Annotated in this window: 19 protein-coding genes; 15 read left to right on the forward strand and 4 right to left on the reverse strand. The window is 60.0% G+C overall.

Going from position 1 to position 23,070, the window contains the following annotated elements; genetic code table 11:
* Positions 1-131: 131 nt before the first annotated feature.
* From RWK44_RS07170 to RWK44_RS07180, 3 genes are all read right to left on the reverse strand, one after another.
* Positions 132-1,454 carry a sensor histidine kinase gene (locus tag RWK44_RS07170; RefSeq protein WP_222415890.1) on the reverse strand — a complete coding sequence of 441 codons (1,323 nt, stop codon included), beginning with the start codon at positions 1,452-1,454 and terminating at the stop codon, positions 132-134.
* Entirely contained in the window at positions 1,451-2,191 is a 741-nt protein-coding gene (locus tag RWK44_RS07175; RefSeq protein WP_316028607.1) for a response regulator, read from the reverse strand. Before RWK44_RS07175 ends, RWK44_RS07170 begins: the two co-directional genes overlap by 4 nt.
* Positions 2,192-2,317: 126 nt before the next feature.
* Positions 2,318-3,367, reverse strand: a complete 1,050-nt coding sequence (locus RWK44_RS07180) for an alpha/beta fold hydrolase (RefSeq protein WP_025394839.1) — start codon at positions 3,365-3,367, stop codon at positions 2,318-2,320.
* A gap of 359 nt (positions 3,368-3,726) precedes the next feature.
* Here RWK44_RS07180 and RWK44_RS07185 point away from each other — a divergent pair, with 359 nt between their 5' ends.
* The 11 genes from RWK44_RS07185 (at position 3,727) to RWK44_RS07235 (ending at position 17,274) form a co-directional block, all read left to right on the forward strand.
* On the forward strand, positions 3,727-5,502 hold the full coding sequence (locus RWK44_RS07185; RefSeq protein WP_316028669.1) for a cytochrome c biogenesis protein DipZ: 1,776 nt from the start codon (positions 3,727-3,729) through the stop codon (positions 5,500-5,502).
* Positions 5,503-5,556: 54 nt separating this feature from the next.
* Positions 5,557-6,315: an alpha/beta fold hydrolase gene (locus RWK44_RS07190; RefSeq protein WP_131642389.1), complete on the forward strand. Its 759-nt coding sequence runs from the start codon at positions 5,557-5,559 to the stop codon at positions 6,313-6,315.
* A gap of 376 nt (positions 6,316-6,691) precedes the next feature.
* Positions 6,692-7,414, forward strand: a complete 723-nt coding sequence (locus RWK44_RS07195; RefSeq protein WP_316028608.1) for a DeoR family transcriptional regulator — start codon at positions 6,692-6,694, stop codon at positions 7,412-7,414.
* Between the two features lie 174 nt (positions 7,415-7,588).
* Positions 7,589-8,617, forward strand: coding sequence for a deoxyribose-phosphate aldolase (gene deoC / locus RWK44_RS07200; RefSeq protein ID WP_165503828.1), 1,029 nt, complete (start codon positions 7,589-7,591; stop codon positions 8,615-8,617).
* A 5-nt stretch (positions 8,618-8,622) separates the two neighbouring features.
* Positions 8,623-11,010 carry an aldehyde dehydrogenase family protein gene (locus RWK44_RS07205; RefSeq protein WP_316028609.1) on the forward strand — a complete coding sequence of 796 codons (2,388 nt, stop codon included), beginning with the start codon at positions 8,623-8,625 and terminating at the stop codon, positions 11,008-11,010.
* Positions 11,011-11,168: 158 nt separating this feature from the next.
* On the forward strand, positions 11,169-11,624 hold the full coding sequence (locus RWK44_RS07210; protein WP_025394845.1) for an RbsD/FucU family protein: 456 nt from the start codon (positions 11,169-11,171) through the stop codon (positions 11,622-11,624).
* A gap of 12 nt (positions 11,625-11,636) precedes the next feature.
* On the forward strand, positions 11,637-12,569 hold the full coding sequence (gene rbsK / locus RWK44_RS07215; RefSeq protein WP_316028610.1) for a ribokinase: 933 nt from the start codon (positions 11,637-11,639) through the stop codon (positions 12,567-12,569).
* Complete coding sequence (locus RWK44_RS07220; RefSeq protein ID WP_077978369.1) at positions 12,566-13,441, forward strand: carbohydrate ABC transporter permease; 876 nt, start codon at positions 12,566-12,568, stop codon at positions 13,439-13,441. Before rbsK ends, RWK44_RS07220 begins: the two co-directional genes overlap by 4 nt.
* On the forward strand, positions 13,438-14,466 hold the full coding sequence (locus RWK44_RS07225) for a carbohydrate ABC transporter permease (protein ID WP_077978370.1): 1,029 nt from the start codon (positions 13,438-13,440) through the stop codon (positions 14,464-14,466). The genes RWK44_RS07220 and RWK44_RS07225 overlap by 4 nt, the downstream gene beginning before the upstream one ends.
* 44 nt (positions 14,467-14,510) lie before the next feature.
* Entirely contained in the window at positions 14,511-15,965 is a 1,455-nt protein-coding gene (locus RWK44_RS07230; protein WP_316028611.1) for an ABC transporter substrate-binding protein, read from the forward strand.
* Between the two features lie 220 nt (positions 15,966-16,185).
* Entirely contained in the window at positions 16,186-17,274 is a 1,089-nt protein-coding gene (locus RWK44_RS07235; RefSeq protein ID WP_131664983.1) for an ABC transporter ATP-binding protein, read from the forward strand.
* 270 nt (positions 17,275-17,544) lie between these two features.
* Here RWK44_RS07235 and RWK44_RS07240 read toward each other — a convergent pair whose 3' ends face one another.
* On the reverse strand, positions 17,545-19,707 hold the full coding sequence (locus tag RWK44_RS07240) for an OmpA family protein (protein ID WP_131664982.1): 2,163 nt from the start codon (positions 19,705-19,707) through the stop codon (positions 17,545-17,547).
* Between the two features lie 331 nt (positions 19,708-20,038).
* Between RWK44_RS07240 and RWK44_RS07245 the strand changes: the two genes are divergently transcribed.
* The 4 genes from RWK44_RS07245 to RWK44_RS07260 all read left to right on the forward strand — a co-directional run bounded on the left by RWK44_RS07245 (position 20,039) and on the right by RWK44_RS07260 (position 23,047).
* Entirely contained in the window at positions 20,039-20,812 is a 774-nt protein-coding gene (locus tag RWK44_RS07245; protein ID WP_077978374.1) for a transporter substrate-binding domain-containing protein, read from the forward strand.
* Positions 20,813-20,925: 113 nt separating this feature from the next.
* A complete protein-coding gene (locus RWK44_RS07250; RefSeq protein WP_025394853.1) occupies positions 20,926-21,732 on the forward strand; it encodes an ABC transporter permease in 807 nt (268 codons plus the stop codon).
* Complete coding sequence (locus tag RWK44_RS07255; RefSeq protein WP_025394854.1) at positions 21,729-22,559, forward strand: ABC transporter permease; 831 nt, start codon at positions 21,729-21,731, stop codon at positions 22,557-22,559. Before RWK44_RS07250 ends, RWK44_RS07255 begins: the two co-directional genes overlap by 4 nt.
* A gap of 221 nt (positions 22,560-22,780) precedes the next feature.
* Positions 22,781-23,047, forward strand: coding sequence for an usg protein (locus RWK44_RS07260; RefSeq protein WP_003540344.1), 267 nt, complete (start codon positions 22,781-22,783; stop codon positions 23,045-23,047).
* The last annotated feature ends 23 nt before the right edge of the window (positions 23,048-23,070 follow it).

Raw genomic sequence — 23,070 nt, forward strand, 5'->3', positions numbered from 1 at the left:
GAGTGTGGTTTGACCGACGGATATATCGGCCATGTTTCCGAAAACGCCCCAAATGTCACAAAAAGTAGCATCCGGTATCCAGGACATCTTCGCATACAAAACCTGGCGAGATTTTGCGGCGACCCCCGACGTCAATGGATGGTGACTTCCGCGGCCAGGCCGCCGCCGGCGCGATTATAGAGCCGGAGCGACCCGCCGATCTTGGCCGTCAGCTGCTGGGCGATCGCAAGACCGAGACCGGTGCCGCCGGTCTCCCGGTTTCGGGATTGCTCCAGCCGGAAGAATGGCTGCATGGCGGCCTCGAGCATATCGTCGGGGATTCCAGGCCCACGGTCCATAATCGTGATGACGATATCGTTTTCTACGCTTCGCTCGACGCCGATCTCGGCGGCGCCGGCAAACTTCAGCGCATTGTCGATGAAGTTCGATAGGATACGGCGAAGAGCATGCGGCTTGGTGAAGGCAGCACCCTGAACCAGGCCGACGACGGTGACGGCCTTTCCAGTATCCTGGTAGTCGTAGGCTATGCTGTCGATGAACGAGGCGAGATCGATGCGGGCGCTCTTCTCGCCATTGCCGTGCGCGCTGCGTGCATAGGCAATGCCGTCCTGAACGAGGCGCTGGATCTCACCGAGATCGTGCACCAGCTTGTCTTTCTCCGGCGACTCCTCCGCCATGTCTGCACGCAGCCGCATGCGGGTGATCGGCGTCTGCAGGTCATGCGAGATTGCCGCCAATATCTGGACGCGCTCTTCGAGATAATGGGCGATCCTGTCCCGCATCGCGTTGAACGCCCTTGCCGCATGCGCGACCTCGCTCGGCCCCGCCTCGCTCAAAGCCGGACCGTCCTTGTTCGGATCGAGAGCATCGGCGGCGGCGGCAAGCTCGCCGAGCGGCCGGATCGCCTGGCGAACCGCAAACCAGGTACAGAGGATGAGCAGCACCATCTGGACGACGAAGACATAAGGCAGCCACGCGGCGATCGGCATGACGCCCTTCGGCGTGACGTCGATCGTCAAGGGGCTTCCGTCGCTCAGCGTCAGATGCGCCTGCAATCGGTTCACATCGCCAGGAATCCGTTCGATACGGATTGGAAAGCGATGCCCGATAGCCTCCTCGATCTTTCCTGAGATTTCTACCCCCTTGCTTGACGTGTCAGGCACGCCGGGAAGACCGGGCCCGAGCACGAAACGGTAATTGCCGCGGCTCAGCCGGTCGAGCAGGTCGCCGCGTTCGCCTGGCGGAAGCCGATCAAGAACCGCAATCGATGTTGCCACGTCATTTTCCAGCGTGCCGAGCATCACCGCCTTGGCCGACATGTACCGCTCCATATAGAGCACACTGAAGGACAGACCGTAGGCGAAGGCCAGTCCGATCAGCAGGATCAGGAAGATCCGCGACCGCAACGTGCTCGGCCACATCAGGCCCGAACGCGAGGGGATCGGCGACTTCATCGGCGCTGCTCCGATATTTCGACCGGAACCGAAAACACATAGCCTTCGCTGCGCACCGTCTTGATGTAGGTCGGTTCGCGCGCATCGTCGCCCAGCCGCTGACGCAGGCGGCTGACCAGGAGATCGATAGAGCGATCGAAGAGATCGGCGTCGCGGCCCTGTGTCAGGCTCAAAAGTTGGTCGCGATTGAGCACACGCTGCGGGTGATCGATGAACACGCGGAGCAGACGGTATTCGGCGCCGCTCAGCGCAATCGCGGTCCCTTCCCTGTCGAGAAGGTGCCGGGCGACCGTATCAAGCCGCCAGTCGCCGAAAGTCAGCAACTGTCCGGCCTCGCTGATCTGCAGGTTGGGCGGCAGCATCCGCGTCCGCCGCAACACCGCCTTGATGCGGGCGAGCAGCTCGCGCGCAGCAAAGGGCTTCGGAAGATAATCATCAGCGCCCATTTCCAGCCCGAGGATCCTGTCCATCTCGTCGGTGCGGGCCGTCAGCATCAGGATCGGGATCGTCTTGTGCCGGCCGGCGCGCAGTTCGCGGCAGAGCACCAGCCCGTCGTCTCCGGGCATCATCACGTCGAGCACGATCAGGTCGACCGCATTGGCTTCGACAAAACTGCGCATCTGCCGTCCGTCGGCGGCAACGCTCGTGCGCAGGCCGTTCTTCTGCAGATAGCCCGAGACCAGCTCGCGGATTTCGCGATCGTCATCGACGATCAGGATGTGATCGACATGATCCATATTTCCCTGTTCCTTATCGATAGAAGCGGCCGCGCCGGTCGCTTCGTTCCTGACCGAAGCGACAGACGCGACCTACGCATATTCCGCTGGCCGGAGCAACGAGGCGCTGCAACCGGCATCGTCGACCTAGAAACGATCGACGTCTATGACCGCCTGCGCAAAAGCCTGCGGCGCTTCCTGAGGCAGGTTGTGGCCAATGCCGCCGCCGATCGTCCGATGCTCGTATTTGCCGGAGAATTTTCCGGCATAAGCGGAAGGCTGCGGATGCGGCGCACCGTTTGCATCGCCCTCCATAGTGATGGTCGGCACCGAAATGATGGGCGTTGTGGCAAGCGTCGTCTCGTAGGCATCATACTTGGCCTCGCCTTCGGCAAGCCCCAGGCGCCAGCGGTAATTGTGAATGACGATCGCGGCGTGGTCAGGATTGGCGAAGGCGGCGGCCGATCTGTCGAATGTCGCATCGTCGAAGTTCCACTTCGGCGAAGCCGTCTGCCAGATGAGCTTTGCGAAATCATGGGTGTTGGTCTCGTATCCCAGACGGCCGCGTTCGGTGGCAAAATAGAACTGGTACCACCAGGCAAGTTCGGCTTTGGGCGGAAGCGGTTTCTTGTTGGCCTCCTGGCTGCCGATCAGGTAGCCGCTCACCGATACCATCGCCTTGCAGCGCTCGGGCCAGAGCGCCGCCATGATATTGGCGGTCCGCCCGCCCCAGTCGTAGCCGGCAATGACGGCCTTCTCGATATCGAGCGCATCGAGCAGCGCGATCATATCAGCGGCGAGCGCTGACGGCTGGCCATTGCGCGGCGTCTGATCGTCCAGGAAGCGGGTCGTCCCGTAACCGCGCAGATAAGGCACGATCACCCTGTAACCTGCCGAAGCAAGCAGCGGCGCGACATCGACGAAACTATAGATGTCATAGGGCCAGCCATGCAGCAGCAATACGACCGGGGCATCCGCCTTTCCCGCCTCGGCATAACCGATATCGAGCACGCCTGCCTTGACCTGTTTCAGCGCTTCAAAGGACGTGTTGGTCCCAGGCTTTATAGCTGGCACCGATGCGGCCGTCGTGGGCGACTGGGCGGCGGCCATGCCGGCCACGCCGAACTCGACGGCCGCAAGGGCGACTGCCGTCATGCCGAAGAAACGGCGGCGGTGATGGTTGATTTGCTCTGACATTGGTCTCTCCTGTCGAATGGATCACAGTGCGGATATGACGCGGCGCTTGTATCGACCATATGTCGCAAGTCTCCGGTTTTTGAATACGGATGTAGCTTCCGGCCGTGAGGATACATTCTGATACAATCGCGGCGACCGAGCAAAGCATCGCACCGGCAGCAGACATTTCGCCGCGGCCCACGCCGGGACGGTAGTTTGTATCGCTTTGTATCGTCAGCGCCTCATCGCAATAGTTCGGTACATTTCCCCGCCAAACCCGACACATCGGGGATACGTCCGCCCGGCCATATCCCCGCCGTTGCTGGTTCAGGCTCCATCGCCGTCCAGAGCCCGATCAATCGGTTTCAAAGGAAACGATGATGACACTTCTGATCATTGCCTATCTCGGAGGCGCGCTGACGATCCTCAGCCCGTGTATCCTGCCCATCCTCCCCTTTGTCTTCGCCCGCGCCGGACAGCCCTTCGTCAGAAGCACGCTGCCCATGCTGGCGGGCATGGCCGCCACCTTTGCACTGGTCGCCACACTGGCCGCAGTCGGCGGTAGCTGGGCCATTCGCGCCAACGAATATGGCCGCCTTGCCGCCATTGTCCTGCTTGCGCTCTTTGGTGCCAGTCTGCTTTCGCCGCGTTTCGCAAGCACGCTTGCCCGGCCAGTCGTCGACCTTGGCAACAATCTTGTGAACGCCACCGGCGGCGGGCGCGGCACCACGACAGTCAAGAGCGCGCTTCTTCTCGGCGTTGCCACCGGACTGCTCTGGGCGCCTTGCGCCGGTCCGATTCTCGGCCTTGTGCTGACCGGAGCCGCACTACAGGGCGCCAATCTGCAGACGACCTTCCTGCTGATCGCTTATGCCGCTGGTGCTGCAAGTTCGCTTGCCGTCGCCCTGCTTGTCGGCGGCCGGATATTCACCGCCATGAAGCGTTCGCTCGGCGTTGGCGACAGGATTCGTCAGGGGCTCGGCGCTGCCGTGCTGGCGGGCGTCGCAATCATCGCGCTCGGCCTCGACACCAGCCTGCTCGCCCGGCTGTCCTACGCCAGCACCGCATCGCTGGAACAGGCCGTGCTCGACAGGCTGCATGCAAAGCCGCTCAGCGGCGCATCTTCCGAGCTGGCGAGCAACGAGGTGATGATCGCCGCAGCCGGCGTGAAGAAGCCCTTTCGTAGCGACTTGCCCGTCGAAGGCCTCGCCCCTTCGCTCGCCGGCGCGGTCGAATGGCTGAACTCTGAGCCTCTCACCACGGAACAGCTGCGAGGCAAGGTCGTGCTGGTCGACTTCTGGACCTATTCCTGCATCAACTGCATTCGTACCATCCCCTATGTCAGGGCCTGGGTCGAAAAATATGCGGATCAGGGTCTCGTGGTGATCGGCGTCCACGCCCCGGAATTTGCCTTCGAGAAGAAGATCGACAACGTCAAGAAGGCGATCGGCGACTTCCAGATCGGCTATCCCGTTGCGATCGACAATGATTACGGCATCTGGCGCGCCTTCGAAAACAGCTACTGGCCTGCCGCCTATCTGATCGATGCCAAGGGCCAGATCCGCTACCACCATTTCGGCGAAGGCAATTACAACAGGACCGAAAAGGCCATTCAGGACCTGCTGCGCGAAGCCGGCAGCCAAACGACGGCAAGTGCGCCGGTCGTGCCGGATGCCAAGGGCGTGGAAGCAGGTCCTGATCTCGGCAATATCCGCTCCGGCGAAACCTATCTCGGCTACCAACAGGCGGCGAACTTCGCCTCTCCGGAAGGGCTGCAGGCCGACACGGCGAAAAACTATTCGATCGCCGAACCCGGCCTCAATGGCTGGGGCCTGTCTGGAACCTGGACCGTCGGCCGGGATCAGGCGACGCTTGATCAGCCGGGCGGCGGCATCACTTATCGCTTCAGCGCCCGCGATCTGCATCTCGTTCTTGGTCCCGGCGCCGGCGACAAGCCGATCCGCTTCCAGGTGAAGATCGACGGCAAGGCGCCAGGACCCGACCACGGCTCCGACATCGATGCCGACGGCAATGGCACCGTGACCGCGACGAGGCTTTATCAACTCGTCCGCCAGTCCGGCACGGTCGCCGCCCGCAACTTCGAGATCCGCTTCCTCGATCCCGGCGTGCAGGCTTACGCCTTCACATTCGGCTGAACCTGAAACGCATCGATATCCCGATCATCAACAATGACCAAAGGAGTGACAGTCATGTACAAACGTCTTCTTTTCACTGCAGCGCTTGCATTTGCCACCACCGCCATCGCGTTCGCAGCAGAGGCTGCCGCGGTCAAGAACATCGTGATCGTCCACGGCGCGCTGGCCGACGGCTCGGGATGGCGCAAGGCGACGGACATTCTCGAGAAACGCGGCTTCAACGTCACCATCGTCCAGCAGCCCATTTCCTCGCTCGACGACGACGTGGCGGCGACCAAGCGGGTTCTCGACCTTCAGGACGGACCGGTCCTGCTCGTCGGACACAGCTACGGCGGCATGGTCATCACCGAAGCCGGCAACGATCCCGCGGTCGCGGGCCTGGTCTATGTCGCGGCATTTCAGCCCGACAAGGGCGAAAGCCTGCTAAGCCTCGCCAGCTCGAAGCCCGCCGGCAGCATGGATATAAAGGAAACGAAGGACGGCAAATATCTCTATCTCGATCCGGGCGCCTTCGCCGCGGATTTCGCAGCCGACCTTCCGCAAGCCGAAGCCAATTTCATGGCAAAGTCACAGGTCTTCGCCGCAAAGCAGGCATTCTCCGCGAAGATCACTCAGCCTGCATGGCGGTCGAAGAAAAGCTGGTCGATCGTCGCCACCGAGGATCGCTCCATCAACCCCGAGCTGGAACGCGACATGGCAAAACGTGCGGGAAGCGACGTGACTGAAATAAAGGCAAGCCACGCCGTCTTCGCATCCCAACCGGAAAAGGTCGCTGATGTGATCGAAACGGCAGCGAGGAAAGCCGGCGACTAGCAGACGCAGTCAGAAATATTCTAAGCCATCGCAAGGATAGCCTCTGGTCGGAAGGTCGCCCGACCAGGGGCTGACGAAGTCGCCTCCGCCGACCTAGATTGTCGATCTCCTTGTTACCGTCCTGCCCCGCCGATGCGATTTTGTGACTATTCCTACACAAAATGGAATATCAGTCACAGATTCTCATTTCAAATTCCGGGGCTTCGCTATAAAATTGAGATGATGTGGTTTGTTCGCGCAACCGGCTGGTGCAGAAGCTGTATCATAGCTCAGATGCTGAATCGGGGATCGAGTGGCAAACGAGATGGGAATGGCAGTCCCTTGTTAAATTTTGATCAGAACACTATCCGGTGTAAACATAAGGGAGACATCCAATATGGATAGTCGCAGGGGCCGGCGTATAGCAGTCTTATCCGAGGCCCTTTCACAACATCGCATTCTACACATCAAGAATGCTGCCGAGATCCTGGGCGTCTCGGAGATGACGGTTCGGCGTGATGTCAGCGCCAATGCAGACCTATTCGCATTTCTCGGCGGCCATATCGTTCCGGCTATCGAAGCGGAAACCGATCCCTACGAAATCTCCGCGGCAGCCGACAGTCATGCAGCTGCAAAACGGCAAGTTTGCACACAAGCCGTTGATTACATTCACCATGACGATACGGTGTTTTTCGACTGCGGCACCACGTTACCTTATCTGGTCGATCTCCTCCCAGACCAGATTCACATAACGGCGATCTGTTACGCCATGAATGTCGCCGATCGCCTGACGCGAAAACCTAACGTTCGCCTTGTTATGCTCGGTGGTCTTTACCATCCCGCATCGGCGAGCTTTTCCGGGGCGTCGGGGCTGGAAATGCTCGATCAGCTTGTGATCAACGTGGCATTTCTTTCTGCAGCCGGTGTCGATTCCCGACGTGGTGCGACCTGCGCGCATTTTCACGAAGCGGAGATCAAGAAAAAGGCGATGTCCCGGGCACAAAAGAATATTCTTCTCGCCGACAGCAGCAAAATCGGCAAGCTCAAGCCGGCCTTTTTCAGCGACATGAAGTCGTTCGACGTGGTCATCACTGAAAACGGCATGAACAATTTCGACTGAGAAGTCCCCATTTTTCCCCGCCTACTGAAATCTAAACTTGACGCAGCAGCGCGGTGATGCAAACCTCACAAACAGTGAAAAAAAAATCACATGTGATCCAATCGTGAAACTTCCGCTTCGTGCGTCTGCACTGATGGCAACAAGACTTTCACGCTCTGGTCGGGAGGATTCGATTTGGAAACCGTTGCTGTTCACAATGCGGCAAACGCAGCGCATCACGCAGCCCCTTCGCGATTGCCGGACGGCACCCATAACCGGCCGCGCAATGCCGGTATGGAACTCGATCTGTCGTGGGTGCTTGATACCCGAGTCAACCTGTCTGCTACAGAGCGCCGCGTAGCCTCGCTTCCCGGACGCCGGACCGTCAAAAAGGACGCACAGGCGGCTTGGCTCCTGAAGGCGGTGACCTGCATCGACCTGACGACGTTGAACGGCGACGATACCCCCGAACGCGTCAAGCGGTTGTGCGCGAAGGCGATGAATCCGATACGCGCCGACATTCTGGATTCCCTTGGCATGAGCGGGCGTTCGATCACCACCGGCGCCATCTGCGTCTACCATCGTTTTGTTGCAACGGCGGTCGAGGCGCTCGGAGATTCCGGCATTCCGGTCGCCGCGGTTTCGACCGGTTTCCCTGCCGGCCTCAGCCCGCACCACCTCAAGCTCAAGGAAATAGAGGCGTCAGTTGCCGATGGCGCAAAGGAAATCGACATCGTCATCACCCGCGAGCATGTGCTGACCGGCAACTGGACAGCACTCTACGAGGAAATGAAAGAATATCGCGCCGCCTGCGGTGATGCGCATGTTAAAGCCATTCTGGCGACCGGCGACCTGAAGACGCTCCGCAATGTCACCAGGGCCTCGCTGGTCTGCATGATGGCGGGAGCCGATTTCATCAAGACCTCGACCGGCAAGGAAGGCGTCAATGCGACGCTGGCCGTGACATTGACCATGCTGCGGGCGATCCGCGCCTATCAGGAGCGCACTGGTATCAAGATCGGCTACAAGCCGGCCGGAGGCATTTCCGCGGCGAAGGACGTGTTGAACTACCAGTTCCTGATGAAGGACGAACTGGGACGCGAGTGGCTGGAGTCCGATCTCTTCCGCATCGGTGCATCAAGCTTGCTTGCGGATATCGAGCGGCAGCTGGAGCATCACGTCACCGGTGCCTATTCGGCCCTCAACAGACACCCGATTGGATGATCCAGATGACTGTTGCAAAGTATTTCGACGAAATGTCCTACGGCCCTGCCCCTGAATCCGATATCGAAGCTCGCGACTGGCTAGCGCGCCACGCTTCCGGTTTCGGTCACTTCATCAATGGCGCGTTCGTGCCCTCCGCGTCGGGTAAGAACTTCGACACGTTCGAGCCAGCCACCGGCAAGGTCCTGGCGAAGCTCGCGAACGGCGGCGCGGCGGATGTGGACAACGCGGTTGCTGCTGCCCGCAAGGCACAGGCATCATGGGCGCGATTGCCGGGCCATGCGCGGGCGCGCCATCTCTATGCGCTTGCCCGGATGATCCAGCGCCACGCGCGTCTGATTGCTGTGGTCGAGGCGATCGACAACGGCAAGCCGATCCGCGAAACCCGCGATCTCGACGTGCCCCTGGCGGCCCGTCATTTCTATCATCACGCTGGATGGGCGCAGATCCAGGACACGGAATTTGCCGATCATGTGCCGGTCGGCGTCGTCGGCCAGATCATCCCGTGGAATTTTCCATTCCTGATGCTGGCCTGGAAAGTGGCGCCGGCTTTGGCGCTCGGCAACACCGTGATCCTGAAGCCTGCCGAATTCACGTCGCTGACGGCACTTCTCTTTGCCGAACTGGCATCCGCGGCGGGCCTTCCGACGGGCGTACTCAATATCGTGACGGGAGAAGGCGAAACAGGCGCGCTGCTCGTCGGGCACCAGGATATCGACAAAATTGCCTTTACCGGATCCACCGAAGTCGGGCGCGTTATTCGCGAGCGCACCGCAGGTAGCGGTAAATCGCTGACGCTGGAACTCGGCGGCAAGTCCCCTTTCGTCGTCTTTGACGACGCCGATATCGACGGCGCCGTGGAAGGCGTAGTCGACGCGATCTGGTTCAACCAGGGACAGGTCTGCTGCGCCGGTTCGCGGCTTCTGGTCCAGGAAGGCATTGCCGATCTTTTCCACGAACGGCTGAAGCGCCGGATGGAGACATTGCGGGTCGGTCAGCCTTTGGACAAGTGCATCGATATGGGTGCGATCATAGCGCCAGTCCAAATGACGCGTATCGAAGCGCTGGTGAAAAAGGGAGTTTCAGAAGGCGCGACACTGCATCAGGCCAAGATCGACCTGCCGAAGGGTGGCAGCTTCTACCCGCCGACGCTTCTGAGCGGCGTGCAGCCGACATCGATCGTCGCGACCGAGGAAATCTTCGGGCCGGTTGCGGTCTCCATGACTTTCCGCACACCGGAAGAGGCCATCCAGCTTGCCAACCACACCCGCTACGGCCTCGCCGCCAGCGTCTGGAGCGAGACGATCGGCTTGGCGCTGAACGTGGCGGCAAAGCTCGCAGCCGGCGTGGTCTGGGTGAATGCCACCAATCTTTTCGATGCCGCCGTCGGTTTTGGCGGCAAGCGCGAATCCGGATTCGGCCGCGAAGGCGGCCGGGAAGGTTGCTATGAATATCTGAAGCCGAAGGCTTGGGTCGGTCGCAAGGCCCGTGCAGCAATGCCCGCACTTTTGCAAGTAAAGCCGGTTGCCGGCGATTTTGCCCTGCCAACCATCGACCGGACGGCAAAGCTCTTCATCGGCGGCAAGCAGGCACGCCCGGACGGCAATTATTCCCGTGTCATCGCCTCGCCCAAGGGCAAGGCGATCGGGGAGGTCGGCGAAGGCAACCGCAAGGACATCCGCAATGCGGTGGTTGCCGCACAGGCCGCCTCCGCCTGGTCGAATGCGACCACTCATAACCGCGCCCAGATTCTCTATTACATCGCCGAAAACCTCAGTGGCCGCGCCGACGAGTTCGCCGCGCGGATAACAGCGATGACCGGAGCTTCCGCAGCCAATGCAAACGCCGAGGTCGACGCCGCGATTTCGCGTCTCTTCACCTACGCAGCCTGGGCGGACAAATATGAAGGCGGCATTCACCAGCCGCCGCTTCGCGGCGTTGCCCTGGCCATGCCGGAAGCCATCGGCGTCGTTGGCGTCATTTGCCCGCCGGAAGCGCCGCTGCTCGGCTTTATCAGTTTGGTTGCGCCGTTGATTGCCGCCGGCAATCGTGTCGTCGCGGTGCCGAGTGAGCCCTTCCCGCTTTCGGCTACGGATTTCTATTCCGTCCTGGAAACGTCGGATGTGCCTGCCGGTGTCGTCAATATCGTCACCGGGTCGGCGATCGAACTGGCAAAGATCCTTGCCGCGCACAATGACGTTGATGCGTTGTGGGCCTTCGGCTCGGCAGAACTTTCGACGACGGTGGAGAAGCTGTCGTCGGGCAATCTCAAGCGAACCTTCGTGGACAATGGCAAGGCGACGGACTGGATGGACAGAGCCGCTGCCGAAGGCGCGCTATACCTTCGCCGCGCTGTGGATGTGAAGAATATCTGGATCCCCTACGGAGAATAAGGGCTCCAACTCTGGTCATCCGGGCGGGAGGAGAACCGCACCGGCAGGCGAGAACGACGGAATTTGAGGAAATCGCAGAGCTGTAAAGGAGCTGCGGTTATGGGCTCTGTTTTGCGGCACGGGATGCTGCGAAATGGTGCAACTAAGGGAGGATTTTCATGCTGAAGAATATCGATCCGGCTCTGAATGCGGATGTGCTGCATGCGCTCCGGTCCATGGGGCATGGCGACACGGTCGTCGTTTCCGACACCAATTTTCCTTCGGATTCCATTGCCCGGCAAACGATGCTCGGCAAGCTGTTGCGGATAGACAATGTGTCTGCTGCCCGCGCCATCAACGCTATTCTTTCGGTAATGCCGCTGGATACGCCGCTGCAGCCGTCTGCCGGGCGAATGGAAATCATGGGCGCGCCGGACGAGATCCCTCCCGTGCAGCAGGAAGTCCAGGCCGTTATCGACGGCGCCGAGGGCAAGCCGGCGCCGATGTATGGCATCGAGCGTTTCGCCTTCTATGAGGAAGCCAAAAGGGCCTATTGCGTCATCACCACGGGAGAAAACCGCTTCTACGGCTGCTTCCTTTTCACCAAAGGCGTGATTCCGCCGGAAGCCGTTTGAGGGGAAACGATAATGAAGGTGGGTGTTTCGATCCTCGGGATTTTCGTCGCCGACACGGCCTATCTGGCCAAGCGCATGCCAAACGTTGGCGAGACCATCACCGGGACCGGTTTTGCAGTAGGGCCGGGCGGCAAGGGATCCAACCAGGCTGTCGCTGCTGCCCGCGCCGGTGGAACAGTCTCCTTCATCTCGAAGATCGGCCGCGACACGTTCGGCGACATGGCGCTGAAGACCTATGCGGAAGCAGGCGTGACGCCGAAGGTTGTGCAGATGGACGATATGCCGACCGGCGCTGCCTTCATCTACGTCAATGATGGTAACGGCGACAATGCGATTATCGTCTATCCAGGTGCCGCAGGCACCATCGGCGTTGGCGATGTCGAGGCGGCACGCAAAACCATCGAGCAATCGGCTGTTTTCGTGACCCAACTCGAACAACCGGCCGAAGCGGCGCAGCGCGCCCTCGAAATCGCCCATGCGGCCGGCGTCACCACTGTTTTCAATCCTGCGCCGGCCGAGCCGTTTCCAGACACGATCTATCCGCTCTGTGACTATATCGTGCCAAACGAAACCGAAGCAGCCGCCATCGTCGGTTTTCCGCTCGACACGCTCGACGACGCCAGACGGGCTGGCGACGCCTTTCTTGCCAAGGGCGTGAAAGCCGCGCTGATCACCCTGGGTGGTCGCGGTGTGCTCTATCATACGGCCGGGCAATCGGTTCATGTTCCGGCGATCTCGTCGGGAGCCGTCATCGATACCACCGGCGCCGGCGACGCATTTGTCGGTGGCTTCTCGGCAGCGCTCTCGCGGGGCGCTAGTCCGGTCGAGGCCGTGCGTTTCGGCTGCGCGACCGCTGGTATTGCGGTGACGCGGCGGGGTACCGCGCCTGCCATGCCGAAGATCGAAGAAATCGAGGTGCTTCTCGAGAAAGGAGGCGCAGCATGACCCGCAACGACCCGATCAAACACTTCTTCATCTGGCCAGCGTTGCTGATCGTGCTGGTGATCTCGATCTTCCCGCTGATCTATTCGCTGACCACCAGCTTCATGAGCCTGCGGCTCGTGCCGCCGATTCCCTCGCGTTTCGTCGGCTTCGGCAACTATACGGAACTGCTTCAGAATCCGCGCTTCTGGAATGTCGCCTGGACGACGACGATCATCGCTTTTGTGGCGGTGACGCTGCAGTATGTCATCGGTTTTTCCGTGGCGCTGGCGCTTAACCGTCGGGTGCCCGGCGAAGGTTTGTTTCGGGTCAGCTTCCTGGTGCCAATGCTTGTAGCACCCGTTGCCGTCGCACTCATTGCCCGCCAGATCCTCAATCCTACGATGGGCCCGCTCAATGAGTTGATGACCGTCTTCGGTTTTCCCAACCTGCCGTTTCTGACGCAGACCAGATGGGCTATCGGCGCCATCATTTCCGTCGAAGTGTGGCAGTGGACACCCTTCGTCATCCTTATGCTTCTTGCCGGGTTGCAAACCCTGCCCGAGGACGTCTACGAGGCTGCCGCGCTTGAAAATGCCAGCCCCTGGCAACAGTTCTGGGGGATCACATTCCCGATGATGCTGCCGATTTCGGTGGCCGTGGTCTTCATCCGCCTCATCGAGAGCTACAAGATCATCGACACGGTGTTCGTCATGACAGGCGGAGGGCCCGGCATTTCGACCGAAACGCTGACCTTGTTCGCGTATCAGGAGGGCTTCAAGAAGTTCAACCTCGGCTACACCTCCGCCCTCTCCTTCCTCTTCCTGATCGTCATTACCGTGATCGGGCTCGTCTATCTCGCCATCCTGAAGCCCTATCTGGAGAAGCACAAATGAGCGTGCGTGACCTCAAAGGATCCGGCCGCTGGTGGGCGCTCGCAGGCTGCCTGCTCTGGCTGGCCTTCACCTTCTTTCCGCTTTACTGGGTCGCGATCACCTCGTTCAAGTCGCCGCTCGGCGTCGTCGGCGGGCCGACCTATATTCCATTTGTCGACTTCGACCCGACGCTGACGGCCTGGAGCGAGCTCCTGTCGGGCGCCCGCGGCCAGTTCTACAACACCTTCATCGCCTCCACGATCGTCGGGCTCTCCGCATCGTTGCTGGCCACCTTCATCGGATCGATGGCAGCCTATGCGCTGGTGCGCTTCACCTTTGAGGTCAAGCTGCTGTCCGGCGTGATTTTCGTCGTTGTTGCCTTCGGCGGATATCTGCTTGGCCGTCATGTACTGGGCTACGGGCAGGCCATTTCGCTGATCTTTGCCTTTGTTGCAGCGCTTGCGCTCGCCATCGGCTCCAGCCGAATGAAGCTTCCAGGGCCGCTCCTCGGCAATGATGATATCGTCTTCTGGTTTGTCAGCCAGCGCATGTTTCCGCCGATCGTCGCCGCCTTTGCCTTGTTCCTGATGTATACGGAAATGGGCAAGTTGGGGTTCAAGCTGGTGGACACCTATACAGGCCTCACCTTCGCTTATGTCGCCTTCTCGCTGCCGATCGTGATCTGGCTGATGCGCGATTTCTTTGCGGCACTGCCGGTGGAGGTCGAAGAGGCGGCGATGGTCGACAATGTGCCGTCGTGGAGAATTTTTTTCGGTATCGTCCTGCCCATGTCCAAGCCGGGCCTGATCGCGACATTCATGATCACGCTCGCCTTCGTCTGGAACGAGTTCCTGTTCGCACTCTTCCTGACCAGTTCCAAATGGCAGACCCTTCCCATTCTCGTCGCCGGGCAAAACAGCCAGCGCGGTGACGAGTGGTGGTCGATATCGGCAGCCGCCCTGGTTGCGATCATACCCATGGTCGTCATGGCGGGCATTTTGAGCAGGCTGATGCGGTCTGGCCTGCTTTTAGGAGCAATAAAATGACCGTTCGAGAAGCCTAGTCATTGTTCAATTCCAGGGAGGAAAACATGAGAAGATTGCTACTGAGTTCAACGGCCGGAGGACTACTTGCTGTGGCGGGCGTCCCATCCGCGCTCGCATGCGAACCGGACTACACCGGTGTCACGCTCACCGCCACGACGCAGACGGGGCCTTACATCGCATCTGCGCTGCAACTGGCAGCCAAGGGCTGGGAGGAAAAGACCTGCGGCAAGGTGAATGTGGTGGAATTTCCGTGGTCGGAACTCTATCCCAAAATCGTAACCTCGCTGACCTCGGGCGAAGACACGTTCGACGTGGTTGCCTTTGCGCCGGCCTGGGCACCGGACTTCACCGACTTTCTCTCGGAAATGCCGAAGAATATGCAATCAGGTGCCGACTGGGAGGACATCGCGCCGGTTTACCGCGAGCAACTGATGGTCTGGAACGGCAAGGTCCTGTCGCAGACCATGGACGGTGATGCCCATACCTATACCTACCGCATTGATCTGTTTGAAAACGCGGAAAACCAGAGTGCCTTCAAGGCGAAGTATGGCTACGATCTGGCCCCGCCGAAGACATGGAAGCAGTATCTTGACATCGCCGAATTCTTCCAGCAGCCGGACAAGGGCCTTTGGGGCACGGCGGAAGCCTTCCGCCGTGGTGGCCAGCAATTCTGGTTCCTGTTCAGTCACGTGGCGGGATACACCAGCCATCCCGACAATCCCGGCGGCATGTTCTTCGATCCGGATACGATGGATGCGCAGGTCAACAATCCGGGCTGGGTGCGCGGCCTGGAGGAATATATCCGCGCTTCGAAACTGGCGCCGCCGAACGCGCTCAACTTCTCCTTTGGCGAAGTCAATGCCGCCTTTGCCGGTGGCCAGGTCGCGGAATCGATCGGCTGGGGCGATACCGGCGTCATCGCCGCCGACCCGAAGCAGTCGAAGGTTGCTGGTAGCGTCGGCTCGGCATCCCTGCCGGGATCCGACGAGATCTGGAACTACAAGACCAAAAAGTGGGACAAGCAGCCCGAGGTCGTCCAGACTTCCTTCATGGCCTTCGGCGGTTGGCAGGCAGCCGTACCGTCGTCCTCCAAGAACCAAGAGGCCGCTTGGAACTATATCCAGTTCCTGACGAGCCCGGCGGTTTCCGGTCAGGCGGCCATCACCGGCGGCACAGGCGTCAATCCTTACCGTCTTTCGCACACGACAAATACGGCATTGTGGTCGAAGATCTTTTCCGAGCGTGAGGCCAAGGAATATCTTGGAAGCCAGAAGGACGCGGTGACCGCCAAGAACACGGCGCTCGACATGCGCCTGCCGGGCTATTTCTCCTATACGGAAATTCTTGAGATCGAGCTTTCCAAGGCATTGGCTGGAGAAGTGACGCCGCAGCAGGCGCTGGATACCGTGGCTGCCGGATGGGACAAGCTGACGGACGAGTTTGGCCGCGACAAGCAACTGGTAGCCTATCGTTCGTCGATGGGCTTGCCTGCAAAGTAAACCCATCCTCAACAACCCATCCCGGCGGTGTCGGGATGGGATTAGACATCGTTGGAAGAAGAAGCAAACCATCGCCGCTTAGAGCGCCGTGCGTCCTTTCGGACGCACAAAGGACGCTCTAACTCTTTCAATCCACGCATGGCGCCTTCCGAAAATCGACTCCGATTTTCGGGCCGATGCGCTGGGCCAGGCGATGGAATTCTCATGAAAAGGTTACAGCATGTCCCAGGTGCGTTTGGATCAGGTCACCAAGTCCTTTGGCAGCGTTGAGGTCATCCCTCCGCTCGATTTGGCAATTGCCGACAAGGAATTCGTGGTTCTTGTCGGACCTTCCGGCTGCGGGAAGACAACCACCCTGCGGATGATCGCGGGGCTGGAACAGACGACATCAGGGGAAATCCGTATCGGCGAGCGGGACGTTACCACGCTGCGCCCGGGTCTGCGCAATTGCTCGATGGTGTTTCAGAATTACGCGCTCTATCCGCATATGACAGTTGCCGAAAACATCGGCTACGGCATGAAGGTGCGCGGAACGCCGAAGCAGGACATCGATGCCGCCGTTGCAAATGCGGCGCGCATTCTCAATCTCGGTGCCTATTTGAAACGCAAGCCGAACGCGCTCTCAGGTGGCCAACGCCAACGCGTGGCGATTGGCCGGGCGATTGTTCGCCAGCCGGATGTGTTCCTGTTCGACGAACCGTTGTCCAACCTCGACGCTAAATTGCGCATTGAAATGCGAACAGAAATCAAGCTCTTACATCGCAGGCTCAAAACCACGATCGTGTACGTTACACATGATCAGGTAGAGGCGATGACGATGGCAGATCGGGTGGTGGTTATGAATCAAGGGCGGATCGAACAGGCCGCTGATCCGATTACCCTTTACGAATCTCCGAAAAATCTCTTTGTTGCTGCCTTTATCGGCTCGCCAAGCATGAACTTCATCGAGGGGCAACTTGTGCAAAACGCCGGTGGAATTGCCTTCCAGGCCGAGGGTGGGGTCGACATTCCGGTTCCGACACAAAGAGCCGAGCGCCTTTCGGTGGCAGTGGGACAGTCAGTGGTTCTGGGAATCCGACCGGAACATACTATGGTTGGGGATTCCAACGTTTCAACTGTGAGCCTTCATGTCGCCGATATCGAGCCCCTCGGTCCATACACACTGGCGATCGGCAAGGTCGGGGCAGCGGCCTTTACTGCCCAGATTCACGCGTCATCGCGCGTTGGCCCGGATGACAGGATTAGCGTTCCAATTGATACCCAAAAAATGCATTTTTTCCTTAAAAGTACCGGCGACACGGTGGGCTAAGAAGTACCGTGAACTTATACGGCAATCCACCAAGAGGACATTCGAACATCGCAATCTGCGCCGTATGAATTCAAAGACACGTGGCGTCGGCAGCGCCACGTGGGGCTAAAAGGCGTCGCAATGCCTCCGGTGATCGACGACAATCCGCTCTCCTGCCGGCACCTCCCAGAAGAGCGAGCGAACCGCACTTCTCAATTATCCTTCAAGCCAGTTGGAAAGAAGAAGCAAACGGAATGCCCCTCCCCAAAATGGAGAGGGGCACCCACATCATCACTTGTTGGCAGCGACCGGGCGGACCAGTGCCGTAACGCGGCGGATGGTGACGCGGCGGTTTTCCTGTTCTGGCTCTGATGTACTAACCTTCAGGTAGCGCTCGCCATAACCCTGCGTCGCCAGGTTTTCCGGCGCGATGCCGTAGACATCGGAGAGCACGTTGGCGACCGACTCCGCCCGCTGGTCGGAGAGGATCAGGTTGCTCTGGTCGGAACCAACCGCATCCGTATGGCCCTCGATCAGGAAGGTCTCGCTCGGATCCTTCTCCAGCACTTGGTTGATCGCGTCGGCGACCTTGCGCAATGTGCGTGCCTGGGCCATCGGGATTTCGGCGCTGCCGGTGGCGAAGGTGATCGTGTCGAGATCGATACGACGCACCTTGTCGCGAATACGGGCGGAATACTTCACCTCGTCAAGCGAATAGACGCGCTCTACCTGCTCGACGGGCGGCTCTCTGAGGAACTCGTAATAATCCCGGTCCGGATCGCTGCTGGTGTCGATGATATAGTCGTTGAGCGGCACGCGCAGCCGCATCGGCGGCAGATCGGCGCCCGGATCTTCGAAGTAGTCGCGATCAGGGTCCTCGTAGAGATCGGGCGAGTAGTAGAGTACGTATTCGCGCCCGCGGGCATCGACGCGCGACCGCTGGATGATATCGCCGTAGCGGTTGCGGATCGTGACGATGCGATAGCCCTCCGGCCGCGCGATCGTCTCGCGATAACGATCGCCCGACAGTTGCTCATAGCTTGGCCGTTCGCCGTCGCGCAGAAACCGCCTGTCGTCGTCGCTGCGCACGATCACTTGATTGTTGTACTGAATGATCACGCGGCTGTCGTCGGTGCGGTCGTCGATGCGCGCGCCCTCAGGTCGGACGAATTGCGGCCGGGTATCGAGCCTCGTGCCTTTCTCGCTGGTCACTGCCTCGAGCTTGATCGCCGGTGCCGCAGCGGTGGCAGCGGCCTGCGCATCGGCGTCCGAGGTCGGCACCTTCACTTCCTGGCTCTCGGCGCGCAGCTTGTCACGGTCACGGCGACCTTCCCGCCCCTTGCTGCGGTCGGCATCCTTGTCGCTGTCGAGCACGGCTGCACCGTTTTCGACCGGCAGCACGACGGTCTCGTTGCTCTTGGCCGGATCTGCGGCGATCTTCTTGCGGCGCTCCAGCTCCTCGGGCGAAACCTTTTCCGGCGCCGGAATGGCCTGCTCCACCTGCTGACCACTGCTGGCATCCGGTAGCGGCTGGGCGGTGTCGGTGGCGGGCGCAGCCGGCTGTCCGCCGGCGGGCTGCTCGCCGGTGGGCTGTTTGGCGGCAGGCTTTGCAGCCGTGCCATCCTTGGGCGTTTCGGCGGGCGCGGCTTCGGGAGCGGCCGCCTTGTCTTCGGTTGGCTTCTCTGTGGGTGCTGCAGCCTCGCCCTTTGTCGGCTTCTTGGCAGGCGCTTCGGCAGCGGGTTTTGCCTCCGGCTTCACTTCGGGCTTTGCCTGTTCCTCAGCTGGCGACACTGCCTCGGGAGCGGCAGTTTCGGTCTTAGTCTTGCCCTTGTCTCGGCCCTGGGCCTTATCCTGCCCTTTTTCCCGCTTACCGCCTTCAGGCTTGGCCTCGGGTTGGGCCTGTTTCGTCTCCGGCTGAGTTTCCTTGGCGGCAGGCTGCTGCTCGGGCGCCGGCTGCGCCTCAGGCTCGGCTTGCTGCGTCTCCTGCTTCTTCGGCTTTCTCGGCTTTTCCTGCGTTACGGGTTGCTCTTCCTGCTGCGGCTCGGCTTCCGGCTGAGCTGCCTGCTTGGCTTTCCGCTGCGGTTTGCTTTCGGGCGCAGGCTCCTCCCTCGGCGCTTCGGCCTTCGGCGGTTCCGGCTCTGCCTTGGGTTCGGGCGCAGGCGCCTCCTTCCGCTCGGCCTTCGGCTTCTCGGCGGGCGCCTCCTTCGGCTGCTCGGCGGCCGGCGCCTGTTCAGCCGGTGCTTCCTCCTTCTGCTTGCGCTTCTTCTTTAAGAGCTCCTCCTCGGAGGGCGCGTCCTGCGCCACTTCGAAGCTGCCCTGTTCAATCTGCCGCACGGCTGCAGTCTCGGTTGCGGCGCCGCGCGCGGCGGCCATTGCCGATGCCGGCTGCAGCGCCAGCGAGAGGGATAGCAGCGGGAAGGCTGCGCTCGCAAACAAACTTGATTTCTTGCCCATCGGGTTTCCTCGATCCTGTTTGAGCTTCTTGAGGCCGCCAGGCCCTGGTTCCGCCCCTAGCGTCGCAATGAGGCGAAACGGCGAAATGGCAAAGCGCCAACCCACCGATTTGTTCCGGTTCTAGAAAGCTCCGGATTAACCTCCCGTGAATGTTGCAGTCTGCTTTCGTTCATCTCGCCTGTTATTTGCACAGCACAATTGCGCGGGAATTTCTGTTGCAATTCCATGAAAAAAAGTCTGATTATCGCCACAAGGCGGTGTCGACACCGTTGAACTGCAGCCGTCAGCCCAACAGAAAAACGAGCGACGGCTACCAACAGAGAGGATCCTCATGCTTAACCCTACCCGTATCTTCGCGGCAGCCTCGATCGCGGCAATGTCTCTCTTTGCCGGCTCGGCCATGGCCGAGGGCGAGAAATACGTGATCGGCACCGATTCGACCTATCCGCCCTTCGAATTCGTCGATGCCAGCGGCACGATCCAGGGCTTCGACATCGACATCACCAAGGCGCTCTGCGCTGAAATGAAGGCCGAATGCACCTTCGTCAGCACCGACTGGGACGGCATCATCCCGGCCCTGAATGCCAAGAAATTCGACATGATCGTTTCCTCCATGTCGATCACGCCGGAGCGTCTGAAGCTCGTCGACTTCTCGAATAAATACTACAACACCCCGCCGGCCATTGCCGTGCCGAAGGATTCGACGATATCAGACGTCGCCGGCCTCAAGGGCAAGGTGATCGGCGCGCAGACCTCCACCACGCACGCCAACTATGCCGAGAAGCATCTCGCCGACACCGAGCTGAAGCTCTATCCGACCGCTGACGAATACAAGCTCGACGTTGCCAGCGGCCGCGTCGACGCCGTCATCGACGACGTCGTCGTTCTCTCCGAATGGGTCAAGTCCGACGCCGGCGCCTGCTGCAAGATTCTGACGACCCTGCCGGTCGACAAGGAAATCAACGGCAACGGCGCGGGCATTGCCATCCGCAAGGGCGACCCGTTGAAGGAAAAGCTGAACACGGCGATCGCTGCGATCCGCGCCAGCGGTGAATACAAGAAGATCCAGGACAAGTACTTCGACTTCGACGTTTACGGCGAATAAGAAATTCGTTATCTCGCCGATGAAGGTAATGGCGGAAGGCTTGCTCTTCCGCCATTTTTGTTTGACAAAGATAGCAAGATTAAAACGGCAAAAGCCGTGAGGGGAATTCTCGCATGGGCGGATTATTTTCCGCGCTGGGCTCCTTCTGGAGCTGGATTGTGCACATTTTCGATCCGCTGTGCGGGCCCGTTGGCATCTTCACTTGGTTCGGTCAGTCGACGATCCTTGCCTGTGGCGATACCGGCTGGGGCGACGAGATTGCGCTTGGCCTGCAGGTCACCGTTTCGGTGGCGATCGTCACCCTGCCGATCGGCCTCGCCATCGGCTTCCTGGTGGCGCTCGGCCAGCAGTCGGAGGAAAAGTCGCTGCGGCTGGCGGCCGGCATCTACACGACGATCTTCCGCGGCCTGCCGGAGCTTTTGACGCTCTTCATCATTTACTACGGCATGCAGATGCTGATCCAGTCTCTGCTTGCCTTCGTCGGTTATGACGGGCCGCCGATCGAGATCAACGCCTTTCTCGCCGGCGTCATCGCGCTTTCGGTCGTCTTCTCCGCCTACTGTTCGGAAGTGTTGCTCTCGGCCTTCCACGCCATTCCCAGGGGTCAATATGAAGCGGGCGACGCGCTTGGGCTGCATCGCGGCCGCACGCTGCGCCTGATCATCCTGCCGCAGCTCGTGCGCATCGCGTTGCCGGGCCTGACGAACCTCTGGATGGTGCTCCTGAAGGACACCTCCTACGTCTCGATCATCAGCCTCGCCGATATCCTGCGCCAGACGAGTGTCGCCGTGCGCGTGACAAAGGAGCCCTTCTTCTTTTATGGTGTGGCCTGCTGTCTCTATCTGGTGCTTGCCATCCTCTCCTCCTTTCTGCTCGTCTATGTCGAGCGTTGGGCCAAACGTTCGGAGGTCCGTCGATGAGCTACGCCGAAACGCTGATCCCGCCGCAGCCAGCGCCCCGCGAGTTGATGAAGCCGATGACGCCGGCGCGCGTGGCCGGCTATATTCTCGTCGCCATCTGGGCCGTGCTCGCGGCTCTTCTTGTCATTTCCGTCATCAATGGCTGGGATCCGGAAAAATTCATCCGCTACGGACCGCGTTACCTCCATGGTCTCTGGATAACGCTGAGCCTCGTTTTCATTTCCGTTATCTGCGGCGCCATCCTGTCGTTGCCGCTTGCCGTGGCGCGAATGTCAAACAATCGCGTGCTGAACGCGCTGGCCTACGGCTACATCTATTTCTTCCGCGGCACGCCGCTGCTTGCCCAGCTGTTCCTGGTCTATTACGGCCTCGGCGTATTCCGGCCGCAGCTTGAGGCCGTCGGTATCTGGTGGTTCTTCCGCGAAGCCTGGTATTGCGGCCTTTTTGCCATGACCATCAATACCGCGGCCTACCAGGCGGAAATCCTGCGCGGCGCGATCGAAAGCGTGCCGCACGGCCAGCGCGAAGCCGCCGCGGCACTTGGCATCCATAACAGCATCGCCTTCCGCAAGATCATCCTGCCGCAGGCCTTCATCGTCGCACTTCGCCCTTACGGCAACGAGATCATCCTTTTGATCAAGGGCTCGGCGGTCGTCGCCATCATCACCGTGCTAGACCTGATGGGCGAAACCCGCTACGCCTTCTCCCGCACTTTCGACTACCAGACCTATCTCTGGGCGGCGATCTTCTACCTCACCATCGTAGAGGCCTTACGCCATCTCTGGGCCTGGTTCGAGCGCCGCCTGACCCGGCACCTCAAGCGCTGATGCATGACGCCCAAAACTGTGTCGCGGCTTTGGGATAACTGCATTCATCAAACAAAAGCCCGTTTGGCAGCACTCTTGGGACGATGCTGCCAAGACATTGATATTAAAAATAAATTGTCCTTTTACGAAGTATCTGTAAAGCTTCCGTTAACCACTCGCATGTTTCCATATCATGTAGCGCTAATAAGCGCGCGAGTGGGAACAAGAAGAAGCGGAATACGATGCACAAGGACATGGAAAAACAATTGAAGGGCTATGGTCTGACGACCGCCCAGATCCTCTACCGTCTGCCGGACCACCCGGTGATCTTACAGACCTATGTCTGGCAGGATTACGACCTCGCTCCTGATTTTCCCGAAATGCGCGGTTTCCTAAAATTCTGGGAAGAGAAGCTGGACGGGCCGCTGCATTCGGTGCGCTACATCCACCGCAAACTGATCTCGGCAACCGAGTGGCGGGCACTGAAGGGCGAGTTCATCCTGCACTGATCGGCTCTGCAACATGATGCCGA

The sequence above is a fragment of the Rhizobium sp. 25PS6 genome, assembly GCF_032464655.1.
Classification (GTDB): Bacteria; Pseudomonadota; Alphaproteobacteria; order Rhizobiales; family Rhizobiaceae; genus Rhizobium; species Rhizobium laguerreae.

Bases quoted from the DNA above. Each gene is read 5' to 3' on its own strand.
- RWK44_RS07170 (WP_222415890.1), bottom strand. From the start codon at position 1,454: ATGAAGTCGCCGATCCCCTCGCGTTCGGGCCTGATGTGGCCGAGCACG.
- RWK44_RS07175 (WP_316028607.1), bottom strand. From the start codon at position 2,191: ATGGATCATGTCGATCACATCCTGATCGTCGATGACGATCGCGAAATC.
- RWK44_RS07180 (WP_025394839.1), bottom strand. From the start codon at position 3,367: ATGTCAGAGCAAATCAACCATCACCGCCGCCGTTTCTTCGGCATGACG.
- RWK44_RS07185 (WP_316028669.1), top strand. From the start codon at position 3,727: ATGACACTTCTGATCATTGCCTATCTCGGAGGCGCGCTGACGATCCTC.
- RWK44_RS07190 (WP_131642389.1), top strand. From the start codon at position 5,557: ATGTACAAACGTCTTCTTTTCACTGCAGCGCTTGCATTTGCCACCACC.
- RWK44_RS07195 (WP_316028608.1), top strand. From the start codon at position 6,692: ATGGATAGTCGCAGGGGCCGGCGTATAGCAGTCTTATCCGAGGCCCTT.
- RWK44_RS07205 (WP_316028609.1), top strand. From the start codon at position 8,623: ATGACTGTTGCAAAGTATTTCGACGAAATGTCCTACGGCCCTGCCCCT.
- RWK44_RS07210 (WP_025394845.1), top strand. From the start codon at position 11,169: ATGCTGAAGAATATCGATCCGGCTCTGAATGCGGATGTGCTGCATGCG.
- rbsK (WP_316028610.1), top strand. From the start codon at position 11,637: ATGAAGGTGGGTGTTTCGATCCTCGGGATTTTCGTCGCCGACACGGCC.
- RWK44_RS07220 (WP_077978369.1), top strand. From the start codon at position 12,566: ATGACCCGCAACGACCCGATCAAACACTTCTTCATCTGGCCAGCGTTG.
- RWK44_RS07225 (WP_077978370.1), top strand. From the start codon at position 13,438: ATGAGCGTGCGTGACCTCAAAGGATCCGGCCGCTGGTGGGCGCTCGCA.
- RWK44_RS07230 (WP_316028611.1), top strand. From the start codon at position 14,511: ATGAGAAGATTGCTACTGAGTTCAACGGCCGGAGGACTACTTGCTGTG.
- RWK44_RS07235 (WP_131664983.1), top strand. From the start codon at position 16,186: ATGTCCCAGGTGCGTTTGGATCAGGTCACCAAGTCCTTTGGCAGCGTT.
- RWK44_RS07240 (WP_131664982.1), bottom strand. From the start codon at position 19,707: ATGGGCAAGAAATCAAGTTTGTTTGCGAGCGCAGCCTTCCCGCTGCTA.
- RWK44_RS07245 (WP_077978374.1), top strand. From the start codon at position 20,039: ATGCTTAACCCTACCCGTATCTTCGCGGCAGCCTCGATCGCGGCAATG.
- RWK44_RS07250 (WP_025394853.1), top strand. From the start codon at position 20,926: ATGGGCGGATTATTTTCCGCGCTGGGCTCCTTCTGGAGCTGGATTGTG.
- RWK44_RS07255 (WP_025394854.1), top strand. From the start codon at position 21,729: ATGAGCTACGCCGAAACGCTGATCCCGCCGCAGCCAGCGCCCCGCGAG.
- RWK44_RS07260 (WP_003540344.1), top strand. From the start codon at position 22,781: ATGCACAAGGACATGGAAAAACAATTGAAGGGCTATGGTCTGACGACC.